The sequence below is a fragment of the Pseudomonas frederiksbergensis genome, from assembly GCF_017114915.1.
Lineage (GTDB): Bacteria > Pseudomonadota > Gammaproteobacteria > Pseudomonadales > Pseudomonadaceae > Aquipseudomonas > Aquipseudomonas frederiksbergensis_I.
Genome location: NZ_JAAUOE010000020.1, coordinates 42605 through 62702 on the forward strand (window position 1 = coordinate 42605; position 20098 = coordinate 62702).

Annotated in this window: 15 protein-coding genes; 7 read left to right on the top strand and 8 right to left on the bottom strand. The window is 60.1% G+C overall.

Features of this window, described 5'->3' with window-relative positions; all coding sequences use genetic code 11:
• The first annotated feature begins 244 nt into the window (after positions 1-244).
• Positions 245-2269, top strand: coding sequence for an autotransporter family protein (locus HCU66_RS15735; protein ID WP_338136429.1), 2025 nt, complete (start codon positions 245-247; stop codon positions 2267-2269).
• A 143-nt stretch (positions 2270-2412) separates the two neighbouring features.
• On the opposite strand, the gene oadA is transcribed toward HCU66_RS15735, so the two are convergent.
• Together oadA and HCU66_RS15745 are read right to left on the bottom strand one after the other, a co-directional pair.
• Positions 2413-4221 carry a sodium-extruding oxaloacetate decarboxylase subunit alpha gene (gene oadA, locus HCU66_RS15740; protein WP_205889347.1) on the bottom strand — a complete coding sequence of 603 codons (1809 nt, stop codon included), beginning with the start codon at positions 4219-4221 and terminating at the stop codon, positions 2413-2415.
• 11 nt (positions 4222-4232) lie between these two features.
• Positions 4233-5648: an acetyl-CoA carboxylase biotin carboxylase subunit gene (locus HCU66_RS15745; protein ID WP_205889348.1), complete on the bottom strand. Its 1416-nt coding sequence runs from the start codon at positions 5646-5648 to the stop codon at positions 4233-4235.
• 190 nt (positions 5649-5838) lie between these two features.
• Between HCU66_RS15745 and HCU66_RS15750 the strand changes: the two genes are divergently transcribed.
• Positions 5839-6801: a LysR family transcriptional regulator gene (locus HCU66_RS15750; RefSeq protein ID WP_205889349.1), complete on the top strand. Its 963-nt coding sequence runs from the start codon at positions 5839-5841 to the stop codon at positions 6799-6801.
• Here the strand turns inward: HCU66_RS15750 and HCU66_RS15755 are convergent.
• The 3 genes from HCU66_RS15755 to HCU66_RS15765 all read right to left on the bottom strand — a co-directional run bounded on the left by HCU66_RS15755 (position 6743) and on the right by HCU66_RS15765 (position 11005).
• Complete coding sequence (locus HCU66_RS15755; RefSeq protein ID WP_007934450.1) at positions 6743-6955, bottom strand: PA3496 family putative envelope integrity protein; 213 nt, start codon at positions 6953-6955, stop codon at positions 6743-6745. The genes HCU66_RS15750 and HCU66_RS15755 overlap by 59 nt on opposite strands.
• Positions 6956-7130: 175 nt before the next feature.
• The gene (hexR, locus tag HCU66_RS15760) at positions 7131-7997 is read right to left on the bottom strand and encodes a transcriptional regulator HexR (RefSeq protein WP_003187110.1); all 867 of its coding nucleotides are present in this window, start codon (positions 7995-7997) and stop codon (positions 7131-7133) included.
• Positions 7998-8131: 134 nt separating this feature from the next.
• Positions 8132-11005, bottom strand: a complete 2874-nt coding sequence (locus tag HCU66_RS15765) for an EAL domain-containing protein (protein ID WP_205889350.1) — start codon at positions 11003-11005, stop codon at positions 8132-8134.
• Between the two features lie 259 nt (positions 11006-11264).
• Between HCU66_RS15765 and uvrD the strand changes: the two genes are divergently transcribed.
• The 3 genes from uvrD to HCU66_RS15780 all read left to right on the top strand — a co-directional run bounded on the left by uvrD (position 11265) and on the right by HCU66_RS15780 (position 15104).
• Positions 11265-13448: a DNA helicase II gene (gene uvrD, locus HCU66_RS15770; protein WP_205889351.1), complete on the top strand. Its 2184-nt coding sequence runs from the start codon at positions 11265-11267 to the stop codon at positions 13446-13448.
• Between the two features lie 236 nt (positions 13449-13684).
• Positions 13685-14560 (top strand): Tim44 domain-containing protein, encoded by an 876-nt coding sequence (locus HCU66_RS15775; RefSeq protein ID WP_205889352.1) that lies wholly within the window; start codon positions 13685-13687, stop codon positions 14558-14560.
• A 136-nt stretch (positions 14561-14696) separates the two neighbouring features.
• Positions 14697-15104: an SMI1/KNR4 family protein gene (locus HCU66_RS15780; RefSeq protein WP_205889353.1), complete on the top strand. Its 408-nt coding sequence runs from the start codon at positions 14697-14699 to the stop codon at positions 15102-15104.
• A gap of 23 nt (positions 15105-15127) precedes the next feature.
• Here the strand turns inward: HCU66_RS15780 and HCU66_RS15785 are convergent, their stop codons facing one another.
• Positions 15128-16891 (bottom strand): cation:proton antiporter, encoded by a 1764-nt coding sequence (locus HCU66_RS15785; RefSeq protein WP_205889354.1) that lies wholly within the window; start codon positions 16889-16891, stop codon positions 15128-15130.
• A 204-nt stretch (positions 16892-17095) separates the two neighbouring features.
• On the opposite strand from HCU66_RS15785, the gene HCU66_RS15790 reads away from it, so the two are divergent.
• The gene (locus HCU66_RS15790) at positions 17096-17578 is read left to right on the top strand and encodes an acyl-CoA thioesterase (RefSeq protein WP_007896533.1); all 483 of its coding nucleotides are present in this window, start codon (positions 17096-17098) and stop codon (positions 17576-17578) included.
• A gap of 60 nt (positions 17579-17638) precedes the next feature.
• Here the strand turns inward: HCU66_RS15790 and pdxY are convergent, their stop codons facing one another.
• Complete coding sequence (gene pdxY, locus HCU66_RS15795; protein ID WP_205889355.1) at positions 17639-18511, bottom strand: pyridoxal kinase PdxY; 873 nt, start codon at positions 18509-18511, stop codon at positions 17639-17641.
• 119 nt (positions 18512-18630) lie between these two features.
• Between pdxY and HCU66_RS15800 the strand changes: the two genes are divergently transcribed.
• Positions 18631-19044, top strand: coding sequence for a DUF3301 domain-containing protein (locus tag HCU66_RS15800; protein WP_205889356.1), 414 nt, complete (start codon positions 18631-18633; stop codon positions 19042-19044).
• A 62-nt stretch (positions 19045-19106) separates the two neighbouring features.
• On the opposite strand, the gene HCU66_RS15805 is transcribed toward HCU66_RS15800, so the two are convergent.
• The gene (locus HCU66_RS15805) at positions 19107-20072 is read right to left on the bottom strand and encodes a CobW family GTP-binding protein (protein ID WP_205889357.1); all 966 of its coding nucleotides are present in this window, start codon (positions 20070-20072) and stop codon (positions 19107-19109) included.
• Between the last annotated feature and the right edge of the window lie 26 nt (positions 20073-20098).

Below are 20098 nucleotides of genomic sequence, written 5' to 3' on the forward strand. Positions count from 1 at the left end.
AAGCAGCTGACATCGGCACCTATAGCCTCCCTCTTAGAGTTTGGCCTCCTGTCAAAAGAGGCCGTACTCGATGCCCGTTCAACACAAATACAAACCCCACTACCTTGTCCTGGCCATTGCGATTGCAGTGGGTTGTGCAGAGTTCTCCCTGGCCCAGCAACTGGAACCTCAAGTCGAGGCCGACGCAAAACCCGCCAAAACCCGAAAAAAAAACGCCAAAAAACCTGTAGCCCCCACTGGCATTGTGTTTGAAGACATCGAGCCCATCGGCCCACTTGAATTCACAGCCCGACCATCTGCCCCACCGAGCGAAGTTCAGACAACTCTGCCGACCGCGACAAAACCTGTCAGCGCTGCAATCGAGTTCGACGATGCCTTCTACGAAGCCCTTGTGTTCCCCGAGTCCTCCGCAACAGAACAAGCAGTCGTTGCAGCCCAAGAGAACCCTTTCGACGACGTCCAGAATGCTCAGCACACCATCCTTTCAAAGCCCCTCGAAAACATCGATGGTGTTTCCTTGCAGTTGGATGAGGCCGACGACCTGCTCGCGATCAACAACGGCACCCGATGGGACGGCCGCATAGACGGGGGGGCAGGGAAAAACGCCCTGCTGCTGAACGCCACCGAAGGCGGTGAGATTGGTGAAACAAGTAACTTTGAAGATGTACGCGTAGCCCGAGGCGTCTGGACGCTAAGCCATGACTTCAACGGCACCGCCGAGGTCAAGGCCGGGGCGGCCCTCTTGAACAACGGCTCGATAAAGGGTGATGCCTATGTCGACCAAAGTGCAACCTATGGTGGTAAGGGCGACGTCGCAAATTTGTTCGTGGGCGGCAGGCTGCTTGTCAGAAAAGCTAGCGCCCCCATCATCAGGGGCAACCTGGAGTTATCCGAAGACGCGGCTATCGACTACATCGTGTCGGCCACCGAAGGCGCTTCAGCACTTTCGGTCGAAGGTACGGCCATACTAAGCAACGCAGGTTTGAACGTTATTGGTCTTCCCGGTAACTACGCCCAAAGCACCGTCCACACCGTACTGAATGCCGGAATGATTGAAGGTGAGTTCGGACAAGTCACCAGCAGCCTGGCATTCATGACACCGAAGGTTTCCTACAGTGACACTCAGGTGGTCCTGACCTATACGCGCAACGACGTGCCACTCGAGACGGTTGCCACCTCTGCCAGCGGGCAGGCTCTGGCCCGCAGTGTGGACACCCCCAAAACCGTGATCGCCAACGCCGCCATCGGCGCTTTGCTGGCCAGCAACAAGGCCAATGCCTCCGTCGCCATTGAACAATTGGCCGCCAGCAGCAACGCCAACCTCGCAAAAGCGACCTTAAGCAGCGTCAGCCCCGTCAACGCCAGCATGCTCTCAGCCATGCGCCAGTTGGATAACGGCACGGGCACTGTCTCCGACAAAGCTCCACGCCTTGCCGCCGGTAATGAAAACAGCAGTCGCGTCTGGCTTCAGGCATTGGGCAATGGCGGCAAAGCCGAGAGCGATTTCCACGGGACTCTGAAACATTCCACCCAAGGCCTGGTTCTGGGCGCCGACTGGCGGCTCGACGAGCAATGGCATGTCGGGGTGATGGGTGGCAAGTCTCAGACGAAACTCGATGCCCGGCAATTCGACGGCGATCTCGACAGTTGGCACCTGGGTGCTTATGCGGTGCGCCAGGACGGCCCATTGGCACTGCGTCTCGGTGCTACCTACGCCAACCATGAAGGCAGCAGTAAACGTCGGGTAGCGTTCAACGGATTCAGCGACCGCCTCAAAGGCAGTTACGACGCCAACACCCAACAAGCCTTCGCCGAAGCGGGCTTCAACCTGGGACGCAACAATGTGACCATCGAGCCATTCGCAAGCCTCGGCTATCAACGCTACCAGCGTGACAGCCACACCGAAAAAGGTGGGGATGCAGCGTTGAAAGTCTATGGGCAAACCCAGGACAACTTCAGCACCACCTTCGGCCTGCGCGCGGCGAAGCTGAACACACTGGACAACGGCATGCGCCTGACACCGCGACTCAGCGCCGGTTGGAAACATACTTACGGCGAGCTCGACAGCGAAACGCGCCAACAGTTGGTCAAGGGCGGGAAACGCTTCGACATCGCCGGCGCAGCGTTGGATCGCGACAGCCTGGCGCTCGATGCCGGGCTCGACCTGGGGCTCTCGGCCAACCACACCCTGGGTGTGAGCGTCACTGGGGAGATCGGCAGTGACAGTCGCAATCATGGCGTGATGGGGCAGTGGCAGATGGCGTTTTGATCCAGTCACCTCAGCCTCGCTGAGTACGTGTGGGAGCAAGCCTGCTCCCACATGCATTTCTGGTGACCTCCCGAATCTCGCGCAAAAAAAAAGGGGAGCACATGCCCCCCCGAGGTTTAAAGCGGTATATCGAGGCTGTTAACTCAGCCTTCGATCTCGATCAGTACCTCGCCCGGATTCACCCGATCGCCCTTGGCCACATGGATGGCGGCGACTTTGCCGGCGATGGCTGCCTGGACTTCGGTTTCCATCTTCATCGCCTCGGTGATCAGCACGGCCTGGCCGGCTTTCACGGTGTCGCCTTCCTTGACCAGCACGTCGACGATGTTGCCCGGCATGGTGGTGCTGACGTGGCCTGGTGCCGAAGCTTGCTTGCGCTTGCTGCTGCCGCCGCTGACGAATTCGTTGAGCGGTTCGAACACCACTTCTTCCGGCATGCCGTCGATGGACAGGTAGAAGTGGCGCTTGCCTTCGGCCTTGACGCCGACACCCGTGATGTCGACGCGGTAGGTTTCGCCGTGAACGTCGATGACGAACTCGGTCGGTACGCCTTCGCCGCCTGCCGAAGCCACACCGCCTGCTTCCGGAATCGGCAGCAGCACTTCTGGGGTCAGGGTGCCGGCTGCGCGTTCTTCGAGGAACTTGCGGCCGATGTCCGGGAACATGGCGTAGGTCAGCACGTCTTCTTCAGACTTGGCCACGGCGCCGATTTCGGCACGCAGCTTGGTCATTTCCGGCTTGAGCAGATCGGCCGGACGCACGTCGATCACCTCTTCGCTGCCGATGGCCTGGCGACGCAGTTCTTCGTTCACCGTGCCCGGCGCCTTGCCGTAGCCGCCTTGCAGGTAGAGCTTCACTTCGTTGGTGATGGTTTTGTAGCGCTCGCCGGCCAGCACGTTGAAGAACGCCTGGGTGCCGACGATCTGCGAGGTCGGGGTCACCAGCGGCGGGAAGCCGAGGTCTTCGCGAACGCGCGGGATCTCCGCCAGTACTTCGCTCATGCGGTTCAGGGCGCCCTGCTCTTTCAACTGGTTGGCCAGGTTGGAAATCATCCCGCCCGGAACCTGGTTGACCTGCACACGGGTGTCGACGGCGGTGAATTCGCTTTCGAACTGGTGGTACTTCTTGCGTACGGCGTAGAAGTACAGGCCGATTTCTTGCAGCAGCTCCAGGTTCAGACCGGTGTCGAACTCGCTGCCTTTAAGGGCGGCGACCATCGATTCGGTGCCCGGGTGGCTGGTGCCCCAGGCGAAGCTGGAGATCGCGGTGTCGATATGGTCGGCGCCGTTTTCGATGGCCTTGAGTTGGCACATCGCAGCCAGGCCGGCGGTGTCGTGGGAGTGGATGAACACCGGCAGCGATTGCTCGGCCTTCAGTGCCTTGACCAGTTCACCCGTGGCGTACGGAGTCAGCAGGCCAGCCATGTCCTTGATCGCCACCGAGTCGCAGCCCATGGCTTCCATTTGCTTGGCTTGCGCCACGAAGGCCTCGATGGTGTGCACCGGGCTGGTGGTGTAGGCGATGGTGCCCTGGGCGTGTTTGCCAGCAGCTTTCACCGCTTCGATGGCCACGCGCAGGTTACGCACGTCATTCATCGCGTCGAAGATGCGGAACACGTCGATGCCGTTTACCGCGGCTTTGGCGACGAAGGCTTTGACCACGTCGTCACTGTAATGGCGGTAGCCCAGCAGGTTCTGGCCACGCAGGAGCATTTGCAGACGGGTGTTAGGCAACGCCGCGCGCAGTTGGCGCAGGCGCTCCCATGGGTCTTCTTTCAGGAAGCGTACGCAGGCGTCGAAAGTCGCGCCGCCCCAGCACTCCAGCGACCAGTAGCCCACTTTGTCGAGCTTGTCGCAGATCGGCAGCATGTCTTCGGTGCGCATGCGGGTGGCGAGCAGCGATTGGTGGGCGTCGCGCAGGATTGTGTCGGTAACGTGGATTTGTTTGCTCATTGTTCTATTCCTCACAGGCCTGCGTGGGCGGCGATGGCGGCGGCGATGGCCAGGGCCAGCTCTTCGGGTTTGCGCTTGATCGAGTAGTTGGTCAGTTCAGGGTGGCTTTCAACGAAGCTGGTGTTGAACTGGCCGCTACGGAATTCCGGGTTACGCAGGATTTCCTGGTAATACGCGGCGGTGGTCTTGACCCCTTGCACGCGCATGTCGTCCAGCGCTCGCAAGCCACGGTCCATCGCCTCTTCCCAGGTCAGCGCCCAGACCACCAGTTTCAGGCACATGGAATCGTAGAACGGCGGAATGGTGTAGCCGGTATAGATCGCCGTATCGGTGCGCACGCCGGGACCGCCGGGCGCGTAGTAACGGGTGATCTTGCCGAAGCTGGGCAGGAAGTTGTTTTTCGGGTCTTCGGCGTTAATCCGGAACTGCAGCGCGAAACCGCGGTGCACGATGTCTTCCTGTTTCACCGAGAGCGGCAGGCCGGAGGCAATGCGGATCTGCTCGCGAACAATGTCGATGCCGGTGATTTCTTCGGTGATGGTGTGTTCCACCTGCACCCGGGTGTTCATCTCCATGAAGTACACCTCGCCCTCGGCGAGCAGGAACTCTACGGTGCCGGCGTTCTCGTAACCCACGGCCTTGGCTGCACGCACCGACAGATCGCCGATGTAGGCGCGCTGTTCCGGGGTCAGTTGCGGGCTCGGAGCGATCTCGATCAGCTTCTGGTTACGGCGCTGGATCGAGCAGTCGCGCTCGAACAGGTGCACCACGTTGCCGAAACTGTCGCCGAGAATTTGCGCTTCAATGTGTTTCGGGTTGACGATGCATTTTTCCAGGAACACTTCCGCCGAACCGAACGCCTTGGTGGCTTCGGAAATCACTCGCGGAAAAGCCTGTTCGAGTTCTTCGCGGCTGTTGCAACGACGAATGCCGCGGCCGCCGCCACCGGACGTGGCCTTGAGCATCACCGGGTAACCGATGCGGTCGCCTTCGCTCAGGGCTTCTTCGATGCCCGACACGTTGCCTTCGGTGCCCGGGGTGACCGGTACGCCCGCCTTGATCATGCTGCGGCGCGCTTCGGTCTTGTCGCCCATGCGGCGAATCACTTCAGCCGATGGGCCAATGAATTTGATCCCGCGTTCAGCGCAGATGTCTGCCAGCTCGGCATTTTCCGAAAGGAAGCCGTAGCCAGGGTGCAACGCATCGCAACCGGTTTCCACCGCCAGGTTCACCAGCTTGCGCGGGTTCAGGTAGCCGGCCAGTGGCTCGGCACCGATGCTGTGGGCCTCGTCCGCACGCTTTACATGCAAGGCATGACGGTCGGCGTCGGAATAGATCGCGACCGAGCGAATGCCCATCTCAGCGCAGGCGCGCACGATTCGTACGGCAATCTCACCACGGTTGGCGATCAGGATCTTTTTTATCACTTGGAGGTTCCCTTGAGCCGGTGGTACCCACGACCTGTTAAACCAGGTCGACGCGTGACTAAATGTTTCAATTCAGTCGCAGCTCCACACTAGCGCTCGCAAGGGATTAACAAAAATGAATAATAATTGGGTCACGCATAAGCAAAGACTTATAGTTGAGTCATCGGCCTTCGCTCGGGATGTATAGAAAATGCGTAAGTCATTGATGCGTATGACATTGCGTCAATTGCAGATCTTCAATGAGGTGTGCGATCTCAGGTCCTACAGCCGTGCTGCCGACGAAATGTCTCTCACACAACCTGCCGTGAGCCTACAGATTCGTCAACTCGAAGAGCTGATCGGTCAGCCCTTGTTCGATTATGTCGGCAAAAAGCTCTACATGACCGAGGCAGCCGAAGCCCTGCAGCGCGCCAGCCGGGACATTTTCGGGCGCCTGGAAAACCTCGATATGCAGCTGTCGGACATGCAAGGCTCATTGCAGGGCCAACTGAAGCTGGCGGTGGAATCCAGCGCCAAATATTTCGTGCCGCACTTGTTTGCCGCGTTCAAACGCCAGCATCCCGAAGTGAACCTGCACCTGACGGTGGTCAACCGTGGCCAGGTCATCCGGCGTCTGTCGGATAACCGTGATGATCTGGTGATCATGTCGATGGTCCCCCAAGACATGGGGCTGGAGTTTCTGCCGTTCCTCAACAACCCGATTGTCGCCGTGGCGCCACCGGATCATCCGCTGTGCCACATGGGCCCGCTGCGCTTGCAGGATTTGGAGCCCTACACGCTGCTGTTGCGCGAACCCGGTTCCGGCACGCGACTGGCCTGCGAAGAGTATTTCAAAGAGAAGCGCGTGCACTTCACGCAGACCCAGGAGGTCGCCTCGGCGGAAGCTCAGCGTGAATGCGTGCTGGCGGGTCTGGGCCTGGCGCTGTTAACGCGCCATGCCCTGAACCTTGAGTTGGCGACCGGCGCCCTTATCGAACTGCCGGTCGAAGAGCTGCCGCTGCTGCGTAGCTGGTGCCTGGTGCAGGCCAAAGCCAAACGGCTATCGCCAGTGGCCCACGCATTCCTTGCGTTTATCCGCAGCGAACGGGCGCAGATCAGCGCGCTGGTTGAGCGTTTCGACGGGAAGTTGCCGGCGCTGCCTGCCAGTAGTTGAGTTCGAGGCCGTCAGGAAATTCGCCAATTTCGGCCAGAAGCTGGCGGCGTTCGCAGCGATCTTCGATAGCGCGGCGAAATTCCATGCGGCGCTGGTCTTCTTGCTGACGACGGGTTTTGACGGCGCTGTTGCGTTCTTCGTAGGGCTGGGCCATTTCGAGTCTCCCAAGGCGAGTACGGGAGTTTCACGATAGGCGCGAGGGATGACGGTTTGGCGGCGGGAGGGTTACAGGGAGATGAAAAATGTCATTTGATGTGATGAATTTGATGACGCCTTCGCGGGCAAGCATCGCTCCTACAACGAAGGGCGTCATCAAGACAAACGACGAATCAATCGTCCAGCGCTTTTACTGACTTGGGCGACAACCGCAAGCTGCGAAGACTGCGTTTGACGCTTTTCAGGTGATTGACCAGGCTCGGACCGCGAGCCATGGCCACGCCCATCGCCAGCACATCGATCACCACCAGGTGGGCGATACGCGACGTCAACGGCGTATAGATTTCGGTGTCTTCGTGCACGTCGATCGCCAGGTTGACGGTCGACAGCTCGGCCAATGGTGTCTGACTCGGGCACAAGGTGATAAGCGAGGCGCCGCTTTCGCGCACCAGGTTGGCGGTGATCAACAGGTCTTTCGAACGCCCGGACTGGGAAATGCAGATCGCCACATCGGTCGGCTTCAACGTCACCGCCGACATCGCCTGCATGTGCGGGTCGGAATACGCCGCTGCGGTCAGCAGCAAACGGAAGAACTTGTGCTGGGCATCCGCCGCCACCGCACCGGAGGCGCCGAAACCGTAGAACTCGACACGCTGGGCCTGGGACATCGCGGTCACGGCTTTCTGCAACGCCACCGGATCGAGCTTTTCGCGAACCTCCATCAGGGTGTGCAGGGTGGTGTCGAAGATTTTCAGGCTGTAGTCGGCAACCGAATCATCTTCATGGATCGCGAATTGCCCGAAGCTCGCACCGGCTGCCAGGCTCTGCGCCAGCTTCAGTTTCAAGTCCTGAAACCCGGAACACCCGATGGCGCGGCAAAACCGCACGATGGTCGGCTCGCTGATGCCCACGCTGTGGGCCAGGTCGGCCATGGAACTGTGCATCACCGCCGCAGGATCAAGCAGCACGTGGTCGGCGACCTTGAGCTCCGACTTACGTAACAGGTGGCGTGACTGGGCGATGTGTTGCAGCAGATTCAAGGGGCAGGACTCTTTGTTATTGGCAGGCGCCGGGATGTAGCACGCTTGTAGTTATACTACATGAATCGGCTTTTTGCCTGCTCAATGCGTAACTCAATGTCCCCGTATCACGCGACATATGCTCCATGTAGCACCTACGAGGTTTTTGCGTCCGCGCGCAACAGCTCGGCCAAGTCAGCAGCCTCAACCGGACGGCTGATCCAATAACCCTGCACTTCATCACAACGCTCAACCCTCAGAAACTCCAGCTGCTCCGGTCGTTCGACGCCTTCAGCCACCACTTTCAACGACAACCCGTGGGCCATGGCAATGATCGCCCGGGTGATCGCCGTGTCCTCGCTGCTCTCCCCCAACCCGCGGATAAATGCCTGATCGATTTTCACGTAATCCACCGGAATCCGTTTCAGATAACTCAGAGACGAATAACCGGTACCAAAATCGTCGATCGCCAGCTTCACCCCCAGATCACGCAATTGCTGGAAGGTCGCGATGATGTGCTCGACGCTGTCCAGCAATTGGCTTTCAGTGAGTTCCAGTTCGAGGTAGTGCGGCGCCAGGCCGGTTTCTTCCAGCAACTGGCGCACCAGGCTGACGAGTTTCCCCTGACGCAGTTGATGCACCGACAGGTTGACCGACACTCGAATTGGCTCAAGCCCCTGCCGCTGCCACTCGCAGGCTTGCCAACAGGCCTGACGCAATACGAACTCGTCGATAGCGCCGATCAGCCCGGTTTCCTCGGCCAGACCGATGAAATCCCCCGGCGGTACCTGGCCCAGGGTCGGGTGATTCCAGCGCACCAGCGCCTCGGCGGCATTCAGCCGGCCGGTGGCGAGGCAGAGCTTCGGTTGGTAGAACACCCTCAGTTGCTTTTCTTCGATGGCTTTGCGCAGCTGGTTCTCAAGCTGCAAACGCTCGAGGGTGCTGGCTTGCAGGCTGTCGGTGTAAAACTGGAAGTTGTTGCCGCCCAAGTGTTTGGCATGTTGCATGGCCATGTTCGACTGGCTGACCAACGCGGAAATCTCTCGCGCGGTGTCCGGCAACAGGCTGATGCCCATGGACGCGCTCACCACCAGTTCATGCCCCTCGACGGTGATCGGTAAACGCAGTTTGGCCGACAATCGGGTCGCCACGCGCGCCAGGCTCGACAGGTTGCCGTAGGTATCGAACAGCACCGCAAATTCATCGCCGGACAAGCGGGCGATGGTGTCCGCTTCGGGCAACGCATTGACCAACCGCCGGGCGATTTTCTGTAACAGTTGATCGGCAATTTCGTGACCGAGGCTGTCGTTGAGCAGCTTGAAACGATCCAGATTGATGTGCAGCAACGCCAGGCTGCGCCGCCCGCCCTGGCGCACCCGCTGATGAGCCTCGCTCAGTCGCTCACGGAACAACGAACGGTTGGCCAGCCCAGTGAGTTCGTCGTAATGGGTGAGGTAGCGCATACGCTCTTCGGATTCACGCCGAGCGGACAGATCGGCGAAAAAGCCGACAATATGACTCACGTTTCCCCGGGGATCGCGCACGGCGTTCAGTTGCAGCCATTGCGGATACAACTCGCCATTCTTGCGCGTTTCGACCAGCTCGCCCTGCCAGCTACCGTGCTGTTCCAGCGCCTGACGAATCGCCGCGTAATGCCGGCGGGCGTCGCGACTGCAGGGCAAATCGACCACATTGCGTCCGAGCATGTCGTCGATGCCATAGCCAGTCACCTGGCTGAAGGCTTGATTGACGGCGATCAGCGCGTAATTCGGGTCGAAAATCACGATACCTTCACTGGCCGCCTCGAACACTGTCGCCGCCAGTTGACGCTGCTCTTCCAGGTGCTTGCTGGCGCTGATATCGCGGCGGGTGCCGACCATGCGGATCACCCGGCCGTTTTCGCTGCGCTCCACTGCTCGACCACGGTCCTCGATCCAGACCCAATGGCCATCGCCATGCCGCACCCGGTACTCGATCTGATAATCCTCGGTGCGGCCCTTCAAATGCTCGACCAGCGCCCGCTTCAGCGCTGGCAAGTCGTCGGGGTGCAGCCTCGGCTTGAGGTGACGCAGCATCGCCGTCACGTATTCCGGCTCCAGCCCGAACAACTCCTGAAGCTGGGTGTGATGGACTTCGTCGGTTTGCAGGTTCCAGTCCCACAAACCGAGCTCACTCGCCTTCAACGCCAGCGCCAACCGCGCTTCGCTCTTGCTCAAAGCCTGATTGGCCGCGTCCAGCTCCAGACTGCGTTGGGCGACCCGGTGTTCGAGGTCGACCTGGGTTTGGCGCAATTCTTCTTCGGCGCGGCGGCGCTGGTCGATTTCCTTGGCCAGTTCATGATTGAGCTGGTCGCTGCGACTTTGCGCTTGCTGCAAGTGCTCGATCAGCGCCTGATTCTGAAAGCGCCGCAGCAACCCCTGGTCGATCAGCCGATTGACTTGCCAGGCGACCACGCTCAATGCCCCCAGCAAAATCAGCCCGAACCAGCCCCAGCCCTGCTCCTGCTCGTCGCCACCCCAGAACAGGTAGCCGATGGCCGGTAACAGACAGGGCAAGGTAAAGGATAGAAAGGCCGGCAGGCTGACCGCATACGCGACACTCGCCGAGAGGGTAGCGGCACCAATCAGACCGAACACCCAGGCTTGCTGCATGAAATTGTCAGCGGGCACCAGCGCGATGCCGGCACCGGCCAGGGTCAGACCAGTCATGGCCGAGCCGAGCAGAAACATGCGACGCCAGATCGGATGGGCCTGACGGTGGGGGATCGCCGAATCGAAGGCCGCGACCTGAATCACTCGCAACGCCACCAGCGACAACAACCAGATCAGCCAGACGCTGACCACGAAGTATCGCTGCGGGCTCCAGAGCAACCCGGCGCACACCAGACCGTTGATCAGCATGAACAGCGTCGGCAGCAGTGAACCCTGATACAGCAGACGCGTGCGTTCGACCGCCATCTCCATGGCGTACTGTTTGCGGATAACCCGAGGCTCCACAGAGGGGCCCGACAGGTCGGAACTGAGGGTCATAGGCAATGTTCTTGTTCTTATAGTTGAGCATGCGAGCCCGAATTGTGAACGGAGCATACACAAGCAAATGCCCGGACCAAACTGCCTCAGGTCAAAAAATAGACAAAAATATCGGCCACCCGCATCGACGCCAAAAGCAGCCAGACGGGCCCCGCCTCCGCTTGCAGCCAGTGACCGACCGGTCGTCATCAGTGCTTCTTTCATCGGCTAATGCAAAGCTCGGTTTGCCCGGTGTGACGGCGCACCCTAGAATGCCCCGATGCGCGATGATCTCTCCCTTCTGCTGAACTCCCTCAACGATGCCCAACGCCAGGCCGTAGCGGCCTCCGTGGGTCGTCAGTTGGTCCTGGCCGGTGCTGGCTCCGGTAAAACCCGAGTGCTGGTGCACCGTATCGCCTGGTTGATCCAGGTCGAAAACGCCTCGCCCCACTCCATTCTGTCGGTGACCTTCACCAATAAGGCTGCTGCCGAGATGCGTCATCGCATCGAACAGCTGATGGGTATCAACCCGGCCGGTATGTGGGTCGGTACCTTCCACGGCCTGGCGCACCGCTTGTTGCGGGCGCACTGGCAGGAGGCAGGGCTGAGCCAGACCTTCCAGATTCTCGACAGCGACGACCAGCAACGGCTGGTCAAGCGGGTGATCCGCGAGCTGGGCCTGGACGAACAACGTTGGCCGGCCCGGCAGGCCCAGTGGTTCATCAACGGGCAGAAGGACGAAGGTCTGCGCCCGCAACATATTCAAGCCAGCGGCGATCTGTTCCTGGCGACCATGCGCAGCATTTATGAAGCCTACGAGGCCGCGTGCCTGCGCGCCGGCGTCATCGACTTTTCCGAACTGCTGCTGCGCGCCCTCGACCTGTGGCGCGACCATCCCGGCCTGCTCGCCCATTATCAGAAACGCTTCCGGCACATTCTGGTGGACGAGTTCCAGGACACCAACGCCGTGCAGTACGCCTGGTTGCGTCTGTTGGCCAAGGGCGGCGATAGCCTGATGGTGGTTGGCGACGACGATCAGTCGATCTACGGCTGGCGTGGCGCAAAAATCGAGAACATTTATCAGTATTCCGACGACTTCCCGGATGCCGAGATCATTCGTCTGGAGCAGAACTACCGCTCCACCGCCGGGATCCTCAAGGCGGCCAACGCCCTGATCGCCAACAATACCGGGCGCATGGGCAAAGAGCTGTGGACCGATGGCGGCGAAGGCGAAGCGATCAATCTGTACGCCGCGTTCAACGAACACGATGAAGCACGCTACGTGGTTGAAACCATTGAAAGTGCGCTGAAAACCGGCTTGGCTCGCAGTGATATCGCGATTTTGTACCGCTCCAACGCCCAATCCCGCGTTTTGGAAGAAGCCTTGCTCCGTGAGCGCATTCCGTACCGCATTTATGGCGGCCAGCGCTTCTTCGAACGGGCAGAAATCAAGAACGCCATGGCGTACATGCGTTTGCTGGAAGGCCGTGGCAACGATGCGGCCCTGGAGCGGGTGATCAACGTTCCGGCCCGTGGCATTGGCGAAAAAACCGTCGAAGCCATCCGCGATCATGCGCGCCATAGCGATGTGTCGATGTGGGAAGCCATGCGTCAATTGGTGGCCAACAAGGGCCTGACCGGTCGTGCCGCCAGCGCCCTTGGGGCGTTTATGGAGCTGATCGAGAACCTCGCCGCCAAATGCCTGGAAATGCCGCTGCATCTGATGACCCAGACCGTCATCGAGCAATCGGGGCTGATCGCCTATCACCAGGCGGAAAAAGGCGAAAAAGGCCAGGCCCGGGTAGAAAACCTTGAGGAACTGGTCAGCGCCGCGCGTAACTTCGAAAACAGCGAAGAAGACGAAGAGCTGTCGCCATTGGCGGCGTTCCTCGGTCACGCCTCACTGGAGGCCGGAGACACCCAAGCCGACGAACACGAAGACAGCATTCAGTTGATGACCTTGCACAGCGCCAAGGGTCTGGAATTCCCTTACGTGTTCCTGGTGGGCATGGAAGAAGGTCTGTTTCCGCACAAGATGAGCCTGGAAGAACCCGGGCGCCTTGAAGAAGAGCGGCGTCTGGCCTACGTCGGCATCACCCGGGCAATGCAGAACCTGGTGCTGACGTATGCGGAAACACGGCGCCTGTACGGCAGCGAGACCTACAACAAGGTGTCGCGGTTCGTACGTGAAGTGCCCAAAGGCCTGGTCCAGGAAGTGCGGCTGTCCAACAGCGTCAGCCGCCCATTCGGTGGTGGCCAGCAGCAGAGTTCCAGCAGCCTGTTCGGCGGCAGCGAGATCCCGCAAACCGGGTTCAGCCTAGGCCAGACTGTGCGGCATTCGGTGTTTGGCGATGGTGTGATCCTGAATTTCGAAGGGGCCGGTGCTCAGGCTCGGGTGCAGGTGAACTTCAGCGAAGGCAGCAAGTGGTTGATGCTGGGCTATGCCAAGCTGGAAGCCATTTAGTACGACCTGATCGTTCCCACGCTACGTGGGAACGATCTATCTGCGCTGCGCCCGCTGCGGGCATTCCTACAGAACTTATCCACTCATCCTACAGACCAACGTTAATAAGCCTGATTGCGCTGATTGAAGCTGAACAGAACCTGTCAGGCAAAAGCCCGAAACACTCTGCCGCTAGCCAGCAACACTTCAGCTGTGCAACATGGCGCGCGTGCCATCCACAAATGGGAATTCCCTTTATGAAACGTTTTCTTAGCATCGCCATGGCGTTGTGCATCGGCCTGACGATGAGCCTCGACGCCAATGCGGCCAAGCGCTTTGGTGGCGGCAAAAGCTCCGGCGCTGCGCCGACTCACCAGACCAGCCAAATGGCTCCTTCTTCTCCGGGCGTGGGCGGTGCTGCCGCCACTGCCGGCGCGGCCGGTGCCGCTGGCGCTGCCGCCAAGGCCGGCGGTGCTTCGCGCTGGCTCGGCCCTCTGGCCGGTATCGCGGCCGGTGGCCTGCTGGCCTCCATGTTCATGGGCGACGGCTTCCAGGGCATGCAGATCTTCGACATCCTGATTATGGCGGTCATCGCCTTCCTGGTCTTCCGCTTCATTGCCGCTCGTCGTCGCAAGCAGCAGGAGCACCTGGCTCCGGCCGGCGCGCCGATGCAACGTGAAGCTTTCGAGCAGAAGCCTGCCATGGGTTCGATCTTCGGCGGTTCGGCTGCACCTGCTGCCGCTCGTCCGGTGATCAACGCTCCGGCCTGGTTCAACGAAGAGCGCTTCGTCGAAGCCGCCCGCAACCATTTCCAGTCCTTGCAACAGCACTGGGACGCCAACGAAATGGACAAGATCGCCGAGTTCGTGACGCCACAACTGCTGGAGTTCCTCAAGCGCGAACGTGCCGACCTGGGCGACGGCTTCCAGTCGACCTATATCGACAACCTCCAGGTACAACTGGACGGCGTCGATGATCGTGCGGACAAGACCATCGCCACCCTGACCTTCAGCGGCGTGTCGAAGAACTCGCGTTTCGACCAGGGCGAAGTGTTCAGCGAAAGCTGGAACATGGAACGTGCACAGGGCGAAAACCAGCCTTGGCTGGTAGCGGGTATCCGCCAGAACGGCTGAGCACCTTCCGCGCTTCATCTGCTGTAATAAAACCCCAGCCTCGGCTGGGGTTTTCTATTTCACGGTTGCATCTATAGCGAGCTACTGTATAAACCGCCCCAACTAAACCGCGCCATCAAGCAAGAGGATCCCGGACGTGGAAGAAATCATCGAACAACTGCGTGAAGCCAACGAACCGGTACCGGTCCCCTTGGAGTTGCCCGACGAAGATCTGCTGGTAGAAATCGAAGAACAGCTGTTCATCGACATTCCATTCGTATTCAAAGAGTTCCTGCTGACCGTCAGCGATGTGGTTTATGGCAGCCTGGAGCCGGTGACCGTCACCGACCCGCAGTCCCACACCTACCTGCCGGACGTTGCCGCCAACGCCTGGGACGCTGGCGTTGATCGCAGCCTGATCCCGATCTGCCAGGACGGCGACAACTACTACTGTGTCGAAGAGGACGGCACCGTGGTGCTGTGGCTGGCCGAGGAAGAGTTGCTCGCCGAAGAAACCTGGGAGTCGGTCTGGCACTGGGCGCGGGACGTCTGGCTGGAAAGCTGATCCGCCCCTGTTGCGCCGCGTGGTCAATGCCCGGACGACTCCTTGTGGTTATCCAGGGTTTCCAGCAAGGCCACCTGCATCCGCGTATGCACCCGGATGAACCAGCGCCAGAGCAGCGCCGCCACCGCGGCCGCGACCACAACAATTAGCACCAGCAACTTGTTGGTCGGCAGAATACTGGCCGACAAGGCCGCCAGCAGCAGGAAAATCACCAGCAGCGAGAGGATCGGGATCACTTCGGCGATCACCCGACGCACTCGCTGTGTGTGGCGGCCAGCCATCTCCGGCTTCACACCCATTTCTGCCAGCAACATCGACAATGCCTTGAGCTTGCGATAAGCAGCGATCAGGAACGGCAGCGACAGCAGCAATGCCCCGCCCCAGATCAACGCTTTCTGCCAGCTCGGGTTGCTGATCCAGCCCTGAAGGTAAATGGATATGCGCTCGGCGAAGAAGGCGCCCGACAAAAAGATCGCAATCACCAGCGCCAGATTGACCCCCACCTGCAACAGAATCCGCCGAATCATTGATGCCAACAGCGCGCCCTCGCCCTGCGGCTGGATGCTGCGCAGCCATTCGGCATACATCCCCAGCACACGGGCCAGACGCTGCGGCATCACCGCGGCAAGCTTGATCGACAACGGATCGGCCGCGCGGATCAGATACGGCGTCAACAGTGTGGTGATCACCGAGACAGCCACCGCCACCGGATAGAGAAAGTTGCTGGTGACCTGCAGTGTCATGCCCAACGCCGCGATGATGAAGGAGAATTCGCCAATCTGCGAAAGCCCCATCCCCACGCGCAGTGAGGTGCGTCCGTCATTGCCGGCGATAAAGGCGCCGAGGCCGCAGGACAGCATCTTGCCCAGCACCACCGCCACGGTGATCACCGCGATCGGCCAGGCGTATTGCAGCAGGATCATAGGGTCGAGCATCAGGCCGATGGCGACGAAGAAGATGGCACTGAACAGGTCGCGAACCGGCTCGATCAACTGCTCGATCTTCAGCAACTGGCGCGACTCGGCCATGATCGCGCCGATCAGGAACGCACCGAGGACCATGCTGTATTCAAGTTTGACCACCAGCAAACAAAAGCCGAAACACAGGCCCAGCACGGTGATCAGCAGCATCTCGTTGCTGTCGAATCTGGCCACGTAAGCCAGCAGTCGCGGCACCAGCAGAATGCCGATGACCAGTGCGACAATCATGAACAGTGAAAGCTTGCCGACTGTGGAAAAGACCTCGCCGGAGCTGACCGTGCCGCTGACCGCAATGCTCGATAGCAAGGCGATGATGCCAATACCTAGGATGTCTTCGACGATCAGTACGCCGAAGATCAACTGCGCAAAACGCTCGTTCTTCATCTTCAGGTCATTGAGCGCCTTGACGATGATGGTGGTCGAGGAAATCGCCAGGATCGCGCCGAGGAATAGCGAGTCCATGGTATTCCAGTCGAACCAGCGGCCGATTTCGTAGCCGATCCAGATCATCAGGACGATTTCCAGGAAGGCCGCGATGAACGCCGTGGCGCCGACCTTGAACAGCTTGCGCAGGCTGAATTCCAGGCCCAGGCAGAACATCAGGAAAATCACCCCGAGTTCGGCGAGGGTCTTGATGGTCTCTTCGTCGTGGATCAGGCCGAACGGCGGCGTGTGCGGGCCAATGATGAAACCGGCGACGATGTAGCCGAGCACCACCGGCTGTTTGAGACGATGAAAGAGCACGGTCACCACACCCGCGATCAACATGATCACTGCCAGATCCTGAATGAAACTGATGGCATGCATGGTGTGTGGCTCCTTGGAGACGGGCTTTTGAAGGGTAACACCGCGACTTCCAGCGGGAGGACGGTGCAATATATGGAAACAGATCGATCCGGGCGTGACGGCAGCCCCCCGCCCGGCGTCCCGATAACTGTTGGTTTGAAAAACACCGACAAGCACCCACAGAGGTGCAACCCCGAAACGCTGCCTTGAACCCGTGAGTACGTTATGGAACCCGGAAACGCCCAGCTGTCGATGACGGTATTGATGACCCCCGACATGGCCAACTTCTCTGGCAATGTCCACGGCGGCACCCTGCTCAAATACCTCGATGAAGTGGCCTACGCCTGCGCCAGCCGCTATGCCGGTCGCTACGTGGTGACCCTGTCGGTGGATCAGGTGATCTTCCGCGAGCCGATTCATGTCGGCGAACTGGTGACCTTTCTGGCCTCGGTCAACTACACCGGCAATACCTCGATGGAGGTGGGCATCAAGGTCGTGACCGAGAACATCCGCGAGCGCTCGGTGCGTCACACCAACAGCTGCTTCTTCACCATGGTCGCAGTGGATGACCAGCGCAAACCGGCTGCGGTCCCGCCGCTGCAACCGCAGAACAGTGAAGACAAGCGACGCTACATGCAGGCCCAGCAGCGTCGGCAGATTCGTCAGGAACTGGAAAAGCGTTATCAGGACATCAAGGGCGACGCCTGACGTGTTCGGTCTTTAGGTCGCTTTCGCGGGCAAGTCGGATCCGACTTGCCCGCGAAGCTTTTAAAGGCTGATCGCGATCGCCTCGAACCGCACCCGGGGATGGGCGATTCGGTCCTGTGCCCGCACCAGTTCCAGCTCATAGCTGGCACATGCCTGGGTTTCCAGCAAAACCTCATGCACCGCCGCCGCGGTGAATTCGAAGGCGCTCACCAGACTGTCACCCAGCAGCACCCGCGCCAGGAACAGCCCGGCAGTCAGGTCGCCAACGCCCACCGGTTGGCGCGCAAATGCCAGCAGCGGCCGACGCAGGTGCCAACTGCCTTCAGCGGTCACCAGCAACATCTCGAAGCCATCCGCCAGTTTGCCGGGATAGTCGAGATGCTTGACCAGCACCGCCTTCGGACCGCGTGCCAGCAGCGCCCGCGCCATGGCCAGGCAATCGAACAACGACTGCGCCTTACGCCCCGCGAAGCTGTTCAGCTCCAGCTGGTTCGGACACATGAAGTCCGCTACCGCCGCCGCCTCTTCCAGCAGGAAATCGCTGACTTCGGCCGGCACGCTGCAGCCCTTCTCCGGATGGCCCATCACCGGGTCGCACAGGTATAAGGCTTTGGGATTGATCGATTTGATTCGCTCCACTCCCGCGAGAATCGCCCGGCCCTGGGCCGCGCTGCCGAGGTAGCCGGACAAGATGGCATCGCAATTACCCAGCTCGCCAATTGCCGCGATCCCTTCCACCAATTCCGGAATCTGATGCGGGGACAGCACTTCCCCGGCCCACTGGCCATATTGCGTGTGGTTGGAGAACTGCACGGTATTGAGCGGCCAGACGTTCACCCCGACCCGCTGCATCGGGAAAACCGCGGCGCTGTTGCCAGCATGGCCGAACACCACGTGGGACTGGATGGCGAGCAGATGAGGCGTACGTTTCATGCGGTGAGTTTTCCGTAACCGATTGAAATTCGAGCCACGCAGTATGCGACTAAACGCAGCCTGTACGACAGACCAGAGACGCAGTTAAGCTGACGCTATCTTGTTGGAGCACCCTGTTGATGCTGACCCTCGGAAATATCTTCGTGCTGATGCTGCTCGCCACTGGTGGCGCGTGGTTGTGGCACAACCACGGCTTGCGCGAACGCGCACTGGAGCGGGTTCAGCAGCATTGCGCCAAGCTGCGGATCGAGCTGCTGGACGGCAACGTAGCCTTGAAAAAGATCGCTTTCATTAAAGACGCCAACGGCCGTCGGCGCCTGGCCCGTGTGTACAACTTCGAATTCACCGTGACCGGCGAAACCCGCCACACCGGCACCATCACCCAGTTCGGCGCCCATAGCGCACAGATAGAGCTCGCGCCCTACCCGATGCCATTCGACGACACACCTCCGGTGGTCGATGTCGCGAAGCCCGGCGCCCAGGTGATCGAGTTGAGCCAGTGGCGGCAAGAACACACCAAGTGGCGTCCATAAATCAAAAGATCGCACCTGGAACTGCCGCAGGCTCGGGCCGCGTTCAACCGATTTTTTGATATTCAACCCAACCGGCAATCAGCCAGACCTCTTTGCAGCGACTCAACATCCTGCACCTCACTGAAAATCAATTCGATGCGCGAATCCCGTCGCCATTCGCTGGGTTGCCAATCCAGTAACGAGTTATCCAGCCCATTGGCCGACACCCACCCCTCGACGCTGTGGATAACCAGTTTCGCCCGCCGCCATTCGAGGCCCTCGAGCCATTTTCCGATCAACACGGCATCGAATGTCTGACTCGGATGCCAGCGCCAGCCGACGCTCCAGCCCCCCTCTTGCGCCTGACTCAAGCAAATCGGCAGCGTGGGATCGCTCCAGATCGCCGGCATCTGCGCCAATCCCTTGGGCATGATGAAGTTATCCACACCCGCGACAGCCTGAGCCTCGAGACCCGGTAACTCGCTCAGCGGCAAGACAGCCTGCTGCGTCCAGTACAAAGGACGTGGCGGCAATTGTGCGACGATTCGCTGGCGATCACTGTCATCGAGGTTTTCCGCCTTGTTCAGCAACAGCAACCCGGCACTGTCCAGGGCTTGCTGTTGCGCTGCAGGCAGCGGTTTTCCGGCCGCGAGCGCCTGGGCGTCCAGCACCAGCACGCAAGGCTGCACCGTCAGGACGCCTTGCCACGGCGCCTCGCTCAATTGCCTGAGCAACTGCGCCGGATGCCCCAGCCCGGAGGGCTCGATAAACAGTCGATCCGGTTGTGCCTTGCGCAACAACCGCCCGAGGCCGATCTGAAACGGCGCACCATTGACGCAACACAAACAGCCCCCGGCCACTTCCCCCAGTGCGATACCATCGGCGTCCCGGGTCAACAGCGCAGCATCCAGGCCGATCTGGCCAAATTCGTTGATCAGCACCGCCCAGCGCTCACCGGCCGGCCGCTGCGCCAGCAGGTGCTTGATCAGGCTGGTCTTGCCAGCACCCAGCGGACCGGCAATGACGTGGGTGGGAATGTTCTGCAACATGGTCGAGGTTTTCTGAGGAGGTAAGG

Bases quoted from the DNA above. Each gene is read 5' to 3' on its own strand.
- oadA (WP_205889347.1), bottom strand. From the start codon at position 4,221: ATGAGCAAACAAATCCACGTTACCGACACAATCCTGCGCGACGCCCAC.
- HCU66_RS15775 (WP_205889352.1), top strand. From the start codon at position 13,685: ATGAAACGTTTTCTTAGCATCGCCATGGCGTTGTGCATCGGCCTGACG.
- pdxY (WP_205889355.1), bottom strand. From the start codon at position 18,511: ATGAAACGTACGCCTCATCTGCTCGCCATCCAGTCCCACGTGGTGTTC.
- HCU66_RS15800 (WP_205889356.1), top strand. From the start codon at position 18,631: ATGCTGACCCTCGGAAATATCTTCGTGCTGATGCTGCTCGCCACTGGT.
- HCU66_RS15790 (WP_007896533.1), top strand. From the start codon at position 17,096: ATGGAACCCGGAAACGCCCAGCTGTCGATGACGGTATTGATGACCCCC.
- HCU66_RS15750 (WP_205889349.1), top strand. From the start codon at position 5,839: ATGCGTAAGTCATTGATGCGTATGACATTGCGTCAATTGCAGATCTTC.
- HCU66_RS15805 (WP_205889357.1), bottom strand. From the start codon at position 20,072: ATGTTGCAGAACATTCCCACCCACGTCATTGCCGGTCCGCTGGGTGCT.
- HCU66_RS15755 (WP_007934450.1), bottom strand. From the start codon at position 6,955: ATGGCCCAGCCCTACGAAGAACGCAACAGCGCCGTCAAAACCCGTCGT.
- HCU66_RS15765 (WP_205889350.1), bottom strand. From the start codon at position 11,005: ATGACCCTCAGTTCCGACCTGTCGGGCCCCTCTGTGGAGCCTCGGGTT.
- HCU66_RS15785 (WP_205889354.1), bottom strand. From the start codon at position 16,891: ATGCATGCCATCAGTTTCATTCAGGATCTGGCAGTGATCATGTTGATC.
- uvrD (WP_205889351.1), top strand. From the start codon at position 11,265: ATGCGCGATGATCTCTCCCTTCTGCTGAACTCCCTCAACGATGCCCAA.